We start from the raw sequence: 17,535 nt of genomic DNA, 5'->3' as shown, positions 1-17,535 counted from the left end.
AAACCATACTTGCTATGCAGCACTTTTTTTATCCTGCTCAAGGTTGTAAGCCCACTTCGCCAGGGCACTTCCTATGATGATGACATAACCTATGACGCTGTACACATCCGGTATCTGATCAAGGAATATAAATCCAAGCAACGCTGCAAATATCACCTGGCTGTAGTCAAATACCGAGATCTCCTTAGCCGGTGCCTGCTTGTAGGCCGCAGTTATGCTGAACTGTCCGCCGGCGGCAGCCATACCTGCACAAATCAGATATACAATCTGCATGACCGTCATTGGCTTATGATCAAAAATAATAAAGGGCAGAGTGACAATACATGAAAATACCGAAAAACACATGACTATCACCGGTCCACGTTCTCCCTGCTTTCCAAGCTTCCTTACAAATGTATATGCGATACCTGCTCCAAGACCGCCTGCCACACCTACCATGGCATACAGAAAATCCATGTGAAATGAAGGCTTCACCACAAACAATGCACCGACAAATGCCAATACCACAGTGCCCCACTCGAATTTATTTGCCTTTTCCTTAAGAACAAAATAGGACGCAATGATAGCAAAAAATGGTGACAGCTTGTTTAAAATATTTGCATCGGCAATATTAAGCTTGTCTACTGCATAGAAATTACAGATAAGTCCTATGGTTCCGCATATGCTTCTGGCGGCGATACCCGGCCAGCTGGTCTTCTTTATCTTGAACTTCTCCTCCGTCTGCAAAAGCAGGATAACCGCCACAACCGCAGCCACCGCATTCCTGAAGAATGCCTTCTGCATGGTAGGAAGATCCCCTGACAGCCTTACAAAAAAGGTCATGAGTGAAAAGAAAAATCCCGCCAGTATAATAAACAGTATTCCCTTGTATTTATCTCTAATATGTATCCTTGACGCCACTTCGCCACTTCCTTTAACATTCATAATTCGTATCTGACATCCCGACACACTCACACATATAGAATTTTATTTTCTGTGTTATCTGCAAGATAATATGTCTTTTACATTTTTCTCCACTGAAAATTATATATTAAATGCCCCCGCACTTCAACCTCGGGACACACCTCGATTAATTATAACCAATATCACTTACAAACTTTATCAACCGGGAATTTACAACACTAAATGGCGAATGATCCATACATAACCTTAGTAATTGCAATAACTATGCAATCCTAAGTCTTATATACCATTAAAAACTTTTAACCTGTATCACCGCCAGTAAGATCAAAAGGGCTATATAGTCTGCAGTAATCATAGCGAATGCATGTTACTAAGACTATATAGCCCTGATCTTACGTCCTGTGTATAACAATAATGAAGCCTGTAGCATTTATCTTCCACAGATAATATGATGTATCATCTCAAGCTGGCTCCTTAGTGCCTCCACGTCGATCTGCCCCGGTGCGGAAGGTATTCCCGCTGTGGCGAATGATACCGCATTTCCGTACATTTCCCCGGCAGTTCTTGTTTCAACGCCAAGAGCTCCCATGGATATTACTATGAGGGGAGTTTCATTTCCACACTCCTGAAGCTCCTTGGCAGCCTGCATCATGTCAACAACCTGGCTTCCATCCTCAGGCATCATGGCAATCTTTGCTATGTCAGCTCCGGTATTTATCATATCCTTAAATCTGTCAACTATACGTTCCATAGGGATCGTGGTCTTGAAATCATGATTTGACACAACCACATAAACATTATTTGCGTGGGCATATTCGATTATCTCAGGAACAAATTCCATGTCAGCGAAATATTCCACGTCCAGAAGATCTATGCAGCCTGTATCAATGACATGTTTAAGAAGCTCCTTATACATGGATATGGTAGCCTCCATGCTGCCACCCTCACCCTTTGTTCTGAAGGTGAACACAATAGGTATCTCTGTAAATTCCTTAGCAAGCTTTTCAAGAACCTTATCAAGAGAAGCATAATCAAAACAGTTATCATAACAATCTGCACGGAACTCCATAATATCTGTTTTGGATTTCTTTATTGTACGGATCTGTGTATTTACATCATAATCTGTAGCCGCCACCATAGGAACACATACCTTTGTCATTCCTGAGCCTATGCTTACATTCTTTACATTAACTGTCTTCATCTTCTCTCTCCTTTTCATTGAACATCAGCCCATTAAAATCTTCCTGTTTGGTATCGCCATTCTAAATGTGCCTTCGACACTTGGTGCTTTCTTTTTATATATGGTTTCAAACCCCGGTCACTGCCTATTTGCTTATAACAACCACGTCATCCGACATGAACTTATCAACTATATCCTGAAGAAGATCTGCACTCTTCCAGCTTGTTACAGTTACTGTATAGTACTCATCGCCTTCAAGATTAACATAGAAATCATAATAGTATATCATGCTTCCATACATTGCTATTGATGTGATCTGGTACTGGGCAGTCTTGCCATTTGCAAGCTCGACAGATCCAGTTTCGATTACCTTAACGCTGTCACTGCCATATATATCAACCCTTGAATCCAGATCGGTCTTCATGACGTCCTCAATACTGCTGTATGTGTCCCAGCTATAATAAATATCCGACGGATCTGCATCATAATTATACAGATCTATTGTATATTCGCTGGCATACGATCTTGAATAATCGCCCGGCTCCTTGATATCAATGGTGTAACCGGATGATGTCTTCATGGCTATCCCCTGATATTCTGTATCATCAAAATCTTCATCGCTGATCTCTGCGTCTGCTGTATCTTCCTCATTATCAGAAGACGTCTGATCACTATCCCCCAGGAGTCCGTCCTGAACTACACCTACATCAAGAGCTGAAAGACCAAGCTCCTTATCCCACTTGTCAATTATGTCCTCGAGCTTACCCTTATCCAGTTCATTAGGATCAAATTTCACTGCACTTGGATCAGCTTCAATGGTCTTGCCGAGATCTCCCACCTTGCTGGTTCCTGATACGGATAAAGCAACCTCGCCATCGACATCTGTCATGCTGAATTTGTTCAAGTTGAATGTGTATGACTTTCCCTTATTTATATCGCTGTAATTACCGTCCAGTTCAAATACGATCCCGTCGTCTGTTGAAGTTGAAGTAACCTTACCTGTATAGGTTAAATCATTTGTGCTGCTGTCAAATACCTGCTCAGACTCAAATGACATTGATTCAGCCTCTGTATCCGGGTCATCATCAAGAACCATTGTTGCCTTATCATTTACTGTCCACTTTCCATCCTTTGTTTCTGAGGTTCTGTCATAGATATAGGTAACTGAGTTTTCACTGTCATCCCCACCTGCACTCATGGCAAGCTCTCCATGAACATCATTTGTCACGAACTTATCACCCATGAAATCAACGTCAAGTGTGATCTGGAACTGGGTAAATCCTGATACCTTATATGAGCTTGAAAGCTTTACGATCTTGCCGTCTGCAATATAGTAATCAACAACAATATCCTTTGTTACCAACATTCCGAAGTATGCAGGAACCATATTTGCAATCTGCTCAAAGTTTTCCTTTGTTATGCCAAGCTCATCCCACTGCTCATCTGTTACATTTTCATCTGCATAATCAACTACTGCCGTAACGTACTCATTGACATATTCCTTTATTGAGTTCTTAGGAATTGTCATTGTATATTTCTTGGTCTTTACTGACTTGCCGTTGTTAAGAGTGATACTCTCACTGCCGACTCTTTCATATGTGATCTTGTCATTGAAATTCTTCCCGGCGGTCTCTGAAACCTCTTTGAATTTCTTATAAAGCTCTGAATAATCAATATCTGATCCGGTCACTGCACTTCCGTCATAAGATGAAGCTGCGTCCTGTATGATAGCCACAAGGTCATCTGCTGTAAGCTTGAAGGTCTTATCTGACAATTCAGGTATTGTGTAATAAAGCACTGAATCTACGAACTTTATGTCTGTACTCAGGCTCTCGCCGGCGATCTCAAGGCTTCCGCCCATGGCTGCCTTAACGTCATCCTCATCTGTAGCGTCAACAGATGCATAGCCTGTCATGCCTATACCTTTATACTCAGGTACAATGCATTCATCCACTGTGAAGGTTACCTCTGAGTCTGCCTTTTCTGTGGAGAACTCAGACAATCCAAGAGTATCATTCAACAGGGAATATCCCTTTTCCCGGGTCTCTGCAAATGTATCCTTCATGGCATTCTTAACTATTTCCTCAGGTGTCTTTCTAAGAATAAAATATAAGCCTGTGACAAGTGCTGCGATAACAACCACTGCTGCCACTGAGATCCCGATAATGAGACCCTTTTTGCTCTTCTTTTCCATGATCTCATATCCACCTGAGATATCATCACCATAGATATTGAAATTGTCATTCTGTGGTGCCATACCGCCATCAAATCCAAAATCTGTATTCCGGGCTGCCCCGCCATTAAATCCAAAATCTGTATTCTGGGCTGCTCCGCCGTTAAATCCGGTGTCTGTGTTCTGAACCTGCCCGCTGCCTGTCACATTGTCTGCAGGTGCCACGTCATTTACCGGATCTTGTGAGAAAGAATCAAACTGATTCATATTGTTTTCGTCCATTTTTCTCCTCCTTTAATACATACATATACTTAATCAAGTCCCAGTTGTCCAAGAATTGCCTTTGGAACATAGGCCTCAACAAATATTCCGTCTTCAAGATACTCTTCTGTAATAAGCTCACCGTATTTCCTTATGATCCCCAGCTTTCCCGCCTCGGTATACGGAAATGTGTGTCTTATGTAGGATTTGCTGTTTCTGAGGATCTCCTCGATAACATCAAACAGCTCCTCCACACCCCAGCCTGTCTTAGCCGATATATACACGGTCCTGTCAGAGATAAGGTCCTTTATGCTGTACAGCTCATCCTTATTTTCTATCATATCTGTCTTGTTAAAAACAGTAATGATGGTCTTCTCCGTCTCCTCGTCTATCTTAAGCTGTCTCAGGGTGTCGTACACGGTCTCCATGTTCTTATCCCTGTTCTCATCGGAAGCGTCCACCACATGAAGGATTATATCACTGTATTTCGCTTCCTCAAGGGTTGATTTAAAGGCTTCAACCAGATGATGAGGCAGTTTTCTTATGAAACCTACCGTATCCGTGAGAAGTATCTGCTGTCCGCTCTTAAGACCGTAATTCCTGGTTGTGGGATCAAGAGTTGCAAATAACTTATCCTCCTCAAGAACCCCTGCCCCTGTTACATAATTTAAGAGGGTCGACTTGCCTGCATTGGTGTATCCCACGATGCTCACAACAGGAATGTGTGAACGGCTTCTCTGCTTTCGCTGCTCGTCACGCCTGGATACCACTTCCCTAAGCTCCGCCTTAAGTCTTGATATCCTGTCTCTTATAACTCGTCTGTCTATCTCCAGCTTCTTCTCTCCGGGACCTCTGGTACCTATTCCGCCGCCAAGCCTTGAAAGAGAGCTTCTCATTCCCACAAGTCTTGTGGCTCTGAACTTAAGCTGTGCCAACTCTACCTGTAATTTGCCCTCATAGCTTCCTGCATGAGCTGCAAATATATCAAGGATGACCATTGTTCTGTCCATAACCTTTATGTCCAGTGCATCTGTCAGATTCATAAGCTGCGCCGGCGAAAGCTCATCATCACAGCATACGCCGGTGGCTCCTGTCTCACAGATAAGCTCTCTCAATTCCTCGATCTTACCCTTTCCAAGATACAGCCCGTGATCCGGATACTCTCTCGGCTGGATCAGCCTTCCACAGGTCTCTGCTCCCGCAGTCTTTAACAGCTCCGTCATTTCATCTAAGGACGCTTCCACATCCTGAAGCTCGCTGTCACCCACTGCCACGGCAAACACTATTACTTTTTCTTTCTTTCCGTCTAATTCGTTATCGTACAATATATATGCCTTATATACCTTTCATGATCACTTATAATTGCCTCTGTTTTTTTATTTTCTTATATTATGGGATTTTTTGCAACCCATTTTTATCCATCGCCAATTTTTTAGGCTGTTAACTCTTGTAAGAGGGTATTTTACACACATTATAACTTATAATTTGAACACTTTTTACAAACTTTTTTTATTTGCGTTTTGCCTATTGACTTGTTTTCCCATCCGTTATAGATTGGACTTCGAAACTATTTGTGAAATCGTTTTCACGCTGGAAATTATACTGTTTGTTATTAAACTAATATGCACAATGTATTTTTATTATCCGGTCAGGCATTTTCTTTTTTTTACTGATGTGGATTTTGTATTTATATTTTTTAGAAGCTTTATGGTTATGATTTATTTTATTATGATTTATTTTTAAGAAAGGATGTTTTTATATGAAAGATTTGACCACAGGAAAACCAATGAAGGTTATATGGTTATTCGCTATTCCTATGATCATCGGTCAATTGTCCCAGCAGTTGTACAACTTCGCCGATTCAGCCATTGTGGGAAATTATGTAAGCTCAGACGCACTGGCTGCCGTAGGTGCCACAAGCGTTGTATCCAACATGCTTATGGGTTTCCTGATCAGCGGAACCCTGGGACTTGCAATACCTATCGCCAGGAATTACGGAGCAAAGGATTACGAGAAGCTCAGAAGAACTGTTGCCGTATCCACCATACTTACGGCTCTGGCAACCATTTTCCTCATTGTCTTAGGACTGGTATTCATTTACCCAGTACTAAGGCTCCTTGGCACTCCTGCGGAGATTCTTGGCATGGCTGATGACTATGTAAGGATCATCATTGTGGGACTGGTGTTCATAGCCCTCTATAATCTTTCTGCCAATATATTAAGAGCCGTAGGTGACAGCAAGACTCCCCTTTATTTCCTCGGCGTATCCGTTGTCTTAAACATCGGACTTGACCTGCTGTTCATAAGGGGCTTCAACATGGCAGTGGTAGGTGCCGCTGTTGCCACCGTGATCTCCCAGGCAGTATCCGCCATCGGATGTACGGCATACCTCTTATTCAAGTGCAAATGGTTACTTCCTAAGAAGGGTGAGTATTCCGTATCCCATGTGGATTTCACCGATCTGTGCATGTCCGCCCTGTCCATGGGCTTCATGAGCTGTATTGTAAATATCGGTACCATCGTATTACAGAGTGCCATCAACAAGCTGGGTACAGATATAATCACTGCCCACACTGCTGCCAGAAGGGTATTCGATATCCTGACGGTAATGCTATACATAGTGGGAAATGCCGTAACCACCTTTGTCAGCCAGAATATGGGTGCCGGAAGGATAGACCGTGTGAAAGAGGGTATAAAGGCCGGCATAATGATAAATATGATAATAACCACCGTTCTGGTGATACTGGATATGCTGCTGGCTTCTCCACTTATCAGACTGGTTACGGGAACCACCAAGGCTGCCATTGTAGATCCTGCCATCATGTACCTGAAGATCAGTGTTCCTTGCTTCTACGTCCTTGGACCTCTCTTCGTTCTCAGATGTTCAATGCAGGGAATGGGAAGAAAGATCGTTCCTATAGCTTCAAGTACTCTTGAGATGATATTCAAGATCCTGTCAGTTATATTCCTGGCACCTCATCTTGGTTATCTTGGAATTACCATTACAGAGCCTATCATCTGGGCATCCTGTACACTTATGCTCTCCATAATGTACTTCACCTGCCCACCTGAGAAGGTTTTTGAGGCTTACAAAGCCAAAGAAACTAACTAACGTGTATTAAATACCACATATCACATGTCCATAATTACCATAATAAAAACCGGGTGATCACTCTGCCCGGTTTTTATTAATTTTACTCCATGATTTTCTTTAACATACCGACTCTGTTGAATGGGAAGGAGAAATAGTATCCATCAGCGAAGTCTTCCGTTGCAGCCATTATGTCCTTTGCAAGGGCTACGCCCACAGCTTCTCCCTCTTCCCTGCTGCCATCTTCAGGATATCTGTTGATAACCTCATCAGGAATGTTGATACCACTCATCTCACTCTTCATGAACATGGCATTTCTTCTGCTCACCAAAGGCATGATACCCACCAGTATCACCGCACCGGTCTGCTCCTTTATCCCCTTTAATATCTCAGCCTGCCTGGCTGAGAACACCGGCTGGCTTAAGAAGAATGTAGCACCTGCCTTCATTTTCTTTTTAACGCGTTCTATCTCTATGTTAAGATTTACCCTGTTATGATTTATGGCTCCCCCATAGCTTACCCTGTGGGATTTAAGAATCTCCTCATTCATGTCAGAGATTATGTTCATCATTCCTATGGAATCGAAGTTGAACACACTCTTTGTGGTCTGTCTTATCATAACCGGCACAGGATCCCCGGTTATGACCAGGAAATCCTCTATTCCGTTAAGCCTTGCCCCGAGTATGGTCGCTCTTATGGCTATGGCATTCTTATCACGACAGCAGATATGAGGCATGACCCTGAGTCCTGTCTCATTCTTAACCTTTTCCGCCATGAGCACTGCATCTGCCCTGGTTCTTCCTGATGGAGAATCCGGAAATGTAACCACATCAGCTCCGGCATTCTTTAAGATATTTGCAGCGTCAAGAAGCTTCTCATCATCCGCATTGACAGGAGGTACCAGCTCCACTGCAATTATCTTGTGAGTCGGATCATTCTTTCTTACGGAGAGAAGCCCGGTGTCACAAGGGTCGAAAGCCTCATGGGTCTGACCTGCCACGGTCTTAATCTTATCATTATGCTGTAAAGAAACTGTTCTCCGTATATCTTCAATATTGGCAGGGTCGGTTCCACAGCAGCCGCCTATAATGTCCGCTCCCATCCGGGCAAATACTCCCGCCTTCTCGGAGAAATATCCTATATTGTTTGAAAATGTAAGTCTGTTCATGAACAGCTTCGGATAGCCGGCATTTGGAAGCACTGATACGAATTTGCCGCAGTCAAGGTTCACGGTCTTAAGTATCTTCTCCATGTGGGCAGGACCTATTCCACAGTTTAAGCCTATTCCGTCTATATCATCATCTGCTGCCGCCAGCTCCCACAGCTTCCTTGCCGAAAGTCCTGCATTACTGTATCCGAACTGGTTCACGGAGAACTGTACCCACACCGGCATGTCACTTACTTCCTTTATGTGATGTATAACCGGAAGTATGTCCGAAAGCTCCGCCTGGGTCTCAAAAAGTATCATGTCCAGCTTCTCTTCTATAAAAATATCAGCTATGGTCATGTATTCATTTACGATCTGGCTGTGATCCGCACCGGAATCCTTCGGTATGGGGCCTATGTCTCCGGCTATGAACACTTTATCTCTTACAAAGCTTTCCCTTACCGCCGTCCTGGCTGCTGCCACCGCATTTCTTACATTTGCCAGAACCTCCATGAAATTCATCCCCAGGGATATTGTGTTACTTGCAAACGTATTCGTCCTTATGAGTCTCGCCCCTGCTGCAATATAATCCTTATGTATGGCAACAACCTTGGAGCGGTCCGTAAGGTTCGCCCGCTCCGGAGCAACATTGTCATTATCACCATATTTGCTCTGAAAATAAGTTCCAAATGCGCCGTCAGCTATTATCTTATGCTCTCTTAATATGTTAAGTAATTCAGACATCTATGTATTCCATTCCCTATTATGTTTTTTTACTCAAGTCCACAGATACCACCGGGTTCAATCTGCCCTTGTATACTCACGTTCCACATACTATCACAGATTTCAACTATCTTTATGACAGTAATGAATACTGCTCAAGATTCCATATGTCCTTCACCAGTCCTTCGTAGAACTCAGGCTCATGACATACCACAAGTATGGAACCCTTGTATGCCTTTAAGGCACGCTTAAGCTCATCCTTCGCATCCACATCAAGATGATTGGTAGGCTCGTCTAAAAGAAGGACATTTGTTTCGGTATTGATAAGCTTGCATAATCTTACCTTGGCCTGTTCTCCACCGGACAGCACCTTCACCTTGCTCTCTATGTGCTTTGTGGTGAGACCGCACTTGGCAAGGGCACTTCTTACCTCATACTGGGTATATCCCGGAAACTCCTGCCAGATCTCTTCAAGACAGGTATTCTCGCCCATGCTGCACTCCTGCTCGAAATACCCCTTGTACAGATAATCTCCCAGATTTGCCTTTCCCGATATAACCGGGATAAGCCCCAGAACGCTCTTTAGGAAGGTTGTCTTTCCAATACCGTTTGTTCCCACAATAGCAATCTTGTCTCCCCTCTCCATTCTCAGGTTCATAGGTCTGGACAACGGCTTATCCTTGTCATAGCCTATAACAAGATCTGTGGTTTCAAATATAACCTTACCTGAGGTTCTCGCCTCCTTGAAGTTAAATTCCGGCTTCGGTCTCTCTCTCTCAAGCTCTATGATCTCCATTTTGTCAAGCTTCTTCTGCCTTGACATTGCCATGTTCCTGGTAGCAACCCTTGCCTTGTTTCTGGCAACGAAATCCTTAAGCTCAGATATCTCCTGCTGCTGCTTCCTGTAAGCCGCCTCAAGCTGGTTCTTTCTCACCTCGTACACCTCAAGGAACTTATCATAATCTCCCACATATCTTGTGAGCTTACAGTTCTCCATGTGGTAGATGATGTTAATAACCGAATTTAAAAATGGTATGTCATGGGAGATGAGTATAAATGCATTCTCATAATCCCTGAGATACCTTTTAAGCCACTCTATATGATTGGCGTCCAGATAGTTGGTCGGCTCGTCAAGTAAGAGTATCTCTGGCTTTGAAAGCAGAAGCTTCGCCAGCAGTACCTTAGTCCTCTGTCCTCCGGACAGGTCCGTTACATCCTTATCAAGTCCCAGAGGCAACAGATCAAATGCTCTTGCTACCTCCTCTACCTTTGAATCTATATTATAAAAATCATGGCTGTCTAAAAGATCCTGAAGGCTTCCCATCTCATCAAGAAGGGCGTTCATCTCGTCCTCATCAGTGACCTCTCCCAGCTTGTCACATATTTCATTTATACGTGCTTCCATTTCAAACAATCTTGAGAAAGCACTCTTTAACACCTCACCGATGGTCATGCCCTTAGTAAGGACTGTATGCTGGTCAAGGTATCCTACTGTTACGTTCTTCGCCCATGTTACCTTTCCTGCGTCAGGCATGAGACTCCCTGTAACTATGTTCATGAAGGTAGACTTACCCTCACCATTTGCCCCTACAAGCCCTATATGCTCGCCCTTCAACAGTCTGAAGGACACATCTTCAAATATTGCTCTGTCGCCAAATCCGTGGCTTAAATTACTTACATCTAAAATCATTCTTAATCCTCCGGTCTTAAATATAATGCAGACAAGGGCTTCAGGTCAAATCCAAAATCACCTTTATCACCATATATTGTCTTCTCACTGTCCGGTGTGGAGCCGCCGTACTTATTCCAGTCACTGTTTATGATCACCTTCATGGAATTGCCGAAGCCATATCTGAAATGATAATTGTAGTAGGTCATTCCCGAAAGGTTAAGAACGACTATGATCTTCTCCTCCTCAACTACTCTCTGGAAGATATATACCACATCCTGCTCCTTGCCGCAGAGTATCCAGTCGAAGCCATGAGGATCATCATCCCATGCCCACAGGGCCTTCTCCTTCATATATATCTTGTTGAGATCCTTGATATAGGTATTGAAGGCTGAATGAAGCGGATACTTTAATATGTCGTAATCCTGTTGTCTCTTCTCATCCCACTCTCTTAACTGGCCAAGCTCATTTCCCATGAAATTAAGCTTCTTGCCGGGATGGGCATACATGTAAGCATAGAGTGCTCTGGCCTGTGGGAACTTCTCCTCATACGGTCCCGCCATCTTCTGAAGGATGGTCGCCTTGCCGTGTACCACCTCATCGTGGGACAGTGGCAGCATATATCTTTCATTATAGTAATACATCATTGAGAATGTCAGCTTGTGGTAGTGCTCTGCCCTGCAGAACGGAAGGGTTCTGAAGAAATCAAGGGTGTCATTCATCCAGCCCATATCCCATTTGTAATCAAAGCCCAGTCCTCCGTACTGAACCTCCTTGGTGGTTCCCTTGTAATCTGTGGAGTCCTCAGCACAGAGCATGGCACTTGGGTGTCTCTCCTTAAGTCCCTTGTTCATGGTACGGATAAATTCTACCGCACGCTCATTCACCCCTCTGTCAGGATCTCCCATCCAGTAGATGATACGGCTTATGGCGTCCATTCTGAGACCATCAAAATGATACTTCTCAAGCCAGTAGTTAGCTGCACTCTGTAAGAAGCTTGACACCTCACCTTTTGAATGGATGAAGTTCATGCTTCCCCACTCGCTGTAGCCAACATCATTTGTAGGGTGCTCGTAGAGAGGCGTTCCGTCATACCTTGCAAGTCCGTAACCATCAAGAGCAAAATGCACCGGAACAAAATCCATGATAACTCCGATATTGTTCTGATGGAGCACATCCACAAGCTCCATCAGCTCTGCCGCTGTTCCGTATCTTGAGGTAGGACTGAAAAAGCCTGTATTCTGGTATCCCCAGGACTGGTCACTTGGGTGCTCTGACAATGGCATAAATTCCACATAGTTGTAATTGTGTGCCTTCACATATTCCACAAGAAGCGGAGCAATCTCTGTGTATGTATACCAGCTCTCATGGACTCTGCCTTCCTCTGCCACCTGCTCCGTTGTCAACTCATTTCCGTTTTCATCATATACAGGCTTGGTCTTAAAGGAACCGAGATGAACCTCGAATATATTCAAAGGCGAACCCTGTCTTACACTTCTGGTCTTCATCCACCTGCTGTCTTTAAACTTATACTCATCCAGGTCTCTTATGATAGAGGCATATGCCGGGCGAAGCTCCATGCCGAAGCCGTAAGGATCACAGTGCTCCATGCTGCTGCCATCCCTGTGATATATCTTATACTTGTACATCATTCCCGGGCGGGCACCAGCCACTGTCACCTCATAGAAGCCTCCGCCATAGCACCTTGTCATCTCTGTTTCGCCCCAGCTGTTGAAATCTCCCATAAGGCTTACTCCTGCTGCGTTGGGTGCATAGGTTACAAATCTAACACCCTTTACCTCTGTATCCTTTGCCTTTACTGTCCCTGTCTTTTTATTTGCCCCGGTCTTGCCGGCTTTTTTTTCTCTTATAAGATGTGCTCCTAATTCCTCATATGCCTCGAAACATTTGCCTGAATAAAATTCATATATATCCATAACCTTCTCCCTTGTTCCCTGATGTATTTTCTGCAATCCCGTGAAACGTCTAATATCACGCCACAGAATTATATTCTTGACTGTAGTCATATTTTCCATTATTATAAGGCACAGGAAAGTCCATTGCCATAAGCAATAATTTATCTTAGTCAATTATTTGACTGTAGTCTAAAAGTGTAAATAATATTAGAAATTTGAAGTTATATTCACATAGAATTGATATAAGGAAAGATAAGCCATATGGATTTAAGAATAACAAGAACAAGAAATAGTATATTCAGTGCATTTCTGGAGCTTCGCTCTAAGAAAGCTCTAGAGAGGATAACCGTGAAGGAGCTTACTGAGAAAGCCGGCATAAGCAAGCAGACCTTCTACCTGCACTTCAAGGATATATATGACCTTGCAGATTATCTGGAGAACGATGCCATAGAAAAGCTCATATCGGACATCCCAAATCCGGAGCTGTTCATAAGCAACCCGGCTGAGGCTACTGCCCAGCTTTGCTACGCTTTCATAAACCAGGGACACATGTTTAACATCCTTTTCCCTGCAAATGACAAAAACTACGGGTTGCTCACTTCCAAGCTTGAAGCAAAGATCAAGGAGACAATATTCAAGGGTCATCCTGAGTTAAATGAACTGTCATACAATGTAAAGGTTACCATGCTGATACAGGGCTGCTCCAACGCCCTTCTCCAGTACAAGAATGAAAATCCCGACCTGGTAATTCAGGTTATCGCAGACACCATGTCAAGCCTTTCGGGAAAGTAATGTCTATAAAACAGTATTTCAGGGAAGCAATTGCTCCGAAGCAGGAATTTCAAGAAGACTGTCATATGTGACCGGATTTTCTTTCTTCATGTGATGTGTTATGACTCGGTTTTTGAAAGGGTCTTGCGTTCTGCCTCAAGGCATAACCGGCAACACTTCATCATAGCATAGGCAATGCCAACCAAAACAGTACCCTTGATAAGTCTGAGACAACTTTTTAAAAATAATTTCATAATAAAAACCTCCATGCTGTTCAGTAATATTTGTATCCATTTATTACTTATTAGTATGGAGGTTTTATTTTTTATTATTCAATTTATCTATAATATTAGTATTTTTAAATTTTTTACGATTTTTTACAATCTATGATCATATATGCTGTTTTTTTATCTTGAATTTTATTCATTCACGGATTTCTTTTATAGCCTGTTTTTCTTCGTCACTTAACTTCCCTGAATTAAGCAGCTTCTTAAATGTCATGGAAAGGGTCTCATCATCCAGGTCATTATCCTTCAAAAATGCCAGCACCTTATCCGGATAGCTGTAATATGCAGTCTCAAGACCCCAGGCAACACCCATCTTGAAGTAATATCCCGGATGCTTCATGGTATTGTAAGCGAAGAGCACATTGTCTATATACCTGTCATTTATAAAATAATCCAGCATCATGACCGTAACAAAACGCATTATATACTCGGGATGCCCCGGCTTCTTAAGCCTGCCGTCCCGGCTCACCCATTTTGTTATAAATTCCCAAAACTCTTCCTGATACTCCCTTGCCATGCCAAGACCTGCACACAGGTGATCGCACACCGCCCAGTTGTCTATAAGCGGAATAAACTCTTCTATATACAGTAGTATATCGTCAACCTTGCCTCTGGCATACCCAAGGACAAGAGCCTGTAGCAGTATCTCCTCGTATGTGTCGCTCCTTGCACCCTGCAGATATTCCTTCCAGTTTACACTGGCGATTTCCCTTGCCATCTTGTTGAGCACAGGCATTCTCACACCTATGATATTGCCACATTCCGGGATCAGCTTCGCCTGCTGCCTGCCGTACTCCTCATCCATATTCTTGTATAACTCGTCTCTTATGAGATCATTTACACCATAGTTTGTATCTGCCACGCTTTATCACTCCCATGTATATATAACCCTTGAAACCATACTTTTTCCCCGGCTTTTGTCTCAAAATCTCTGTTCTGAAGCCTTTGTTCTGAAGCCTTTAAATTAAATATCGATCATGTCCTGTTTGCTCTTAGAACTTGAATACCCTACCTACCTCGGTCTTGTAACCCTCAAGATACTTTAAGATCTCTTCCTCATCATCAAGGACTGTGTAAATCTCACGGATGGCAGGCACCATGAACTTCTTCTCCACAGATTCATCAAGCATCTGGATCAGCTTATCATAGTAGCCGTCTATGTTGAATATGACTATTGCCTTGCCGTGACGTCCCAGCTCCTTAAGGGTAAGTATCTCAAAGAACTCTTCAAATGTACCCATGCCTCCGGGCGTTACGATAAAGGCGTCTGCCCTGTCCTCCATGACAGCCTTTCTCTCCCTCATGGTATCTGTGGTGATGAACTCCGTGCATTTGTCAAAGAGCACTCCGTCCACATTGAAAAACCCCGGTGCAACACCGATTATACTGCCGTTCTTTCCGGCAACGCCTCTTGCAACCGCTCCCATAAGACCTCTGGCCCCGCCGCCGAACACCAGCCCGTGTCCATGCTCCGCCATAAGCTCTCCAAGCCGCTCTGTGGCTTCTATGTATTTCTTATCTATATCATCGCTTGATGATCCGTATACGCAAATATTCATTCCATATCTCCTTAATAATATTAATATCTCAACCTATGAAACGCTGTAATGCTTTACTGTAATGATATCCCTTTTCATGCTTTCATTTTCCTGAGAATAAGGTCATTTATTATATCTATGCAGAAATCTCCGGCAAATAAACCAATAAAACCCCTGAAATATTATTTTTATTATGCTTTTTCGCACTTAAACGACCTACAGACATATATTTTAACATAAAAAAAGAAATTTACAAAAAAAATAAAATAATATTAGTATTCCCCGGTGCAATGTGCTATTATTGCATATGGTTCAAAACCATGTTGCCAAAGGATCTAAGTATATAACATCCCAGCCCATGGTTAAGTATATTATTTTATATAGGAGGAATTGCAAATGACAGCAGCTCAGATTATTGCTGTGTCAATCTTTCTTGTAATGTTCGCCCTGATGGTTCTTGATAAGATCGAGAAGCAGTACGTAACACTTACAGCAGGTGCATTGACCCTTATCTTCGTATTTGGCGTTGCAATGCGCAGTATCGACGCAGTAGTAAAAACCCTTAATTACAAAGCAATCTTTACATTAAACTTCTGGTACTCCACCCAGAGTGAGGAAAGCTCAGGTATCAACTGGGCAACCATCATCTTCTTGTGTGGAATGATGATCATGGTTGAAGGCATGGCTCATGCCGGCTTCTTCCGTTGGTTATGCTTAAGACTGGCTAAGCTTGTTAATTACAAGCCTATCCCTCTCTTCATAACATTCATGGTCATGGCATCAGTGCTTTCAATGTTCATAGACAGTATCACAGTTATCCTGTTCCTTGCAGCAGTAACTGTAGAGCTTTCAAAGCTTCTTAAGCTTAATCCGGTTCCTATGATCCTGTCGGAGATATTCTGTGCGAACCTGGGCGGTTCCGCTACAATGTGCGGTGACCCACCAAACATCATCATCGGTACAGGCCTTGGCTACTCATTCTTCGACTTCTTAAAGAACACAGGTGTCATTGCAGGAATATGTCTTATTGTGGTAGTTATCTACTTCTACCTGGTATACCACAAGCAGCTTGCTCCAAAGGACGGCGAGACAGTAGATCTTTCTGCTATCCCTGATCCTAAGTCTGCTATATCAAGCACAAGAGAATTTGTTATATCAAGCGTTATCTTCGGTATTGCGGTTATCCTTCTTGTGTCACACTCAGCAACACATCTTACAGTTGCCTTTATCGGAACGTTTATAGCAATAATAACCCTTGCCACATCAGGCAAGAATATCGGCAAGGTATTAAAGGGTGTTGACTGGAAGACCCTTGCCTTCTTCATCGGTCTCTTCATTGTTGTAGGCGGTCTTGAACAGACAGGCGTTTTAACAGCTATCGCAGGCGTTATCGAGAAGATCTGCGGTGGAAATGTATACCTTATGGTAGCCATCATCATCTGGCTCTCAGCATTTGCCAGTGCATTTGTTGATAACATTCCATTTGCCGCAACAATGCTTCCTGTAATCAAGGGACTTGCAGGTGCATCAGGTAGTCCGGCTCTTGTTCACTGCCTTGCATGGACATTATCAATGGGTACTGATATAGGTGGCAGTGCAACTCCTATCGGTGCTTCTGCAAACGTTGTAGGTACAGCCGTTGCAGCTAAGAACGGTCATCCTATCGGATGGGGCAAGTACTGTAAGACAGCAGCACCTGCTACGATCATCGTAGTTGCAATATCAATGCTTATTATTTTCCTTCGCTACTGCGGTGGAATTACTATATAATTTGTGATAAGATAATAGTATGAGATTAACTGTGTTGCCCCTGAAATACCAGGGGCAATATACTATATTGTGTCAGCCATTTAAATGGGCTGATGTTCAAGTCGGG

The 17,535-nt window shown here is 43.2% G+C and carries 13 protein-coding genes; 3 read left to right on the top strand and 10 right to left on the bottom strand.

Going from position 1 to position 17,535, the window contains the following annotated elements:
- Nucleotides 1-12: 12 nt before the first annotated feature.
- The 4 genes from DXB54_RS01925 to hflX form a co-directional block, all read right to left on the bottom strand.
- Nucleotides 13-924, bottom strand: a complete 912-nt coding sequence (locus DXB54_RS01925) for a DMT family transporter (RefSeq protein ID WP_021938359.1) — start codon at nucleotides 922-924, stop codon at nucleotides 13-15.
- 409 nt (nucleotides 925-1,333) lie between these two features.
- Nucleotides 1,334-2,104, bottom strand: coding sequence for a type I 3-dehydroquinate dehydratase (gene aroD, locus DXB54_RS01920; protein ID WP_021938360.1), 771 nt, complete (start codon nucleotides 2,102-2,104; stop codon nucleotides 1,334-1,336).
- A gap of 124 nt (nucleotides 2,105-2,228) precedes the next feature.
- The gene (locus DXB54_RS01915; protein WP_021938361.1) at nucleotides 2,229-4,538 is read right to left on the bottom strand and encodes a hypothetical protein; all 2,310 of its coding nucleotides are present in this window, start codon (nucleotides 4,536-4,538) and stop codon (nucleotides 2,229-2,231) included.
- Nucleotides 4,539-4,567: 29 nt separating this feature from the next.
- Entirely contained in the window at nucleotides 4,568-5,842 is a 1,275-nt protein-coding gene (gene hflX / locus DXB54_RS01910; protein WP_021938362.1) for a GTPase HflX, read from the bottom strand.
- Between the two features lie 434 nt (nucleotides 5,843-6,276).
- On the opposite strand from hflX, the gene DXB54_RS01905 reads away from it, so the two are divergent.
- The gene (locus tag DXB54_RS01905) at nucleotides 6,277-7,629 is read left to right on the top strand and encodes an MATE family efflux transporter (RefSeq protein WP_021938363.1); all 1,353 of its coding nucleotides are present in this window, start codon (nucleotides 6,277-6,279) and stop codon (nucleotides 7,627-7,629) included.
- 82 nt (nucleotides 7,630-7,711) lie between these two features.
- Here DXB54_RS01905 and DXB54_RS01900 read toward each other — a convergent pair whose 3' ends face one another.
- The 3 genes from DXB54_RS01900 to glgB form a co-directional block, all read right to left on the bottom strand.
- A complete protein-coding gene (locus DXB54_RS01900) occupies nucleotides 7,712-9,499 on the bottom strand; it encodes a bifunctional homocysteine S-methyltransferase/methylenetetrahydrofolate reductase (protein ID WP_118694079.1) in 1,788 nt (595 codons plus the stop codon).
- Nucleotides 9,500-9,611: 112 nt separating this feature from the next.
- Complete coding sequence (locus DXB54_RS01895) at nucleotides 9,612-11,168, bottom strand: ABC-F family ATP-binding cassette domain-containing protein (RefSeq protein ID WP_118694078.1); 1,557 nt, start codon at nucleotides 11,166-11,168, stop codon at nucleotides 9,612-9,614.
- A gap of 2 nt (nucleotides 11,169-11,170) precedes the next feature.
- On the bottom strand, nucleotides 11,171-13,084 hold the full coding sequence (gene glgB, locus DXB54_RS01890) for a 1,4-alpha-glucan branching protein GlgB (RefSeq protein WP_118694077.1): 1,914 nt from the start codon (nucleotides 13,082-13,084) through the stop codon (nucleotides 11,171-11,173).
- Between the two features lie 240 nt (nucleotides 13,085-13,324).
- On the opposite strand from glgB, the gene DXB54_RS01885 reads away from it, so the two are divergent.
- The gene (locus tag DXB54_RS01885; protein ID WP_021938367.1) at nucleotides 13,325-13,855 is read left to right on the top strand and encodes a TetR/AcrR family transcriptional regulator; all 531 of its coding nucleotides are present in this window, start codon (nucleotides 13,325-13,327) and stop codon (nucleotides 13,853-13,855) included.
- A 98-nt stretch (nucleotides 13,856-13,953) separates the two neighbouring features.
- Here the strand turns inward: DXB54_RS01885 and DXB54_RS12150 are convergent, their stop codons facing one another.
- From DXB54_RS12150 to DXB54_RS01875, 3 genes are all read right to left on the bottom strand, one after another.
- Complete coding sequence (locus DXB54_RS12150; RefSeq protein ID WP_021938368.1) at nucleotides 13,954-14,088, bottom strand: hypothetical protein; 135 nt, start codon at nucleotides 14,086-14,088, stop codon at nucleotides 13,954-13,956.
- Nucleotides 14,089-14,257: 169 nt separating this feature from the next.
- Nucleotides 14,258-14,983 (bottom strand): DNA alkylation repair protein, encoded by a 726-nt coding sequence (locus DXB54_RS01880; protein ID WP_243104724.1) that lies wholly within the window; start codon nucleotides 14,981-14,983, stop codon nucleotides 14,258-14,260.
- A 130-nt stretch (nucleotides 14,984-15,113) separates the two neighbouring features.
- Complete coding sequence (locus DXB54_RS01875; RefSeq protein WP_118694076.1) at nucleotides 15,114-15,680, bottom strand: TIGR00730 family Rossman fold protein; 567 nt, start codon at nucleotides 15,678-15,680, stop codon at nucleotides 15,114-15,116.
- Between the two features lie 375 nt (nucleotides 15,681-16,055).
- On the opposite strand from DXB54_RS01875, the gene DXB54_RS01870 reads away from it, so the two are divergent.
- A complete protein-coding gene (locus tag DXB54_RS01870; protein WP_118694075.1) occupies nucleotides 16,056-17,429 on the top strand; it encodes an SLC13 family permease in 1,374 nt (457 codons plus the stop codon).
- Nucleotides 17,430-17,535 lie beyond the last annotated feature (106 nt).

Origin of the sequence: Coprococcus sp. OM04-5BH, from assembly GCF_003482105.1 — a bacterium.
Classification (GTDB): Bacteria; Bacillota; Clostridia; order Lachnospirales; family Lachnospiraceae; genus Coprococcus.
Note: the sequence above shows the minus strand (reverse complement) of the source record. Positions and strands in the feature narration are given on the sequence as shown.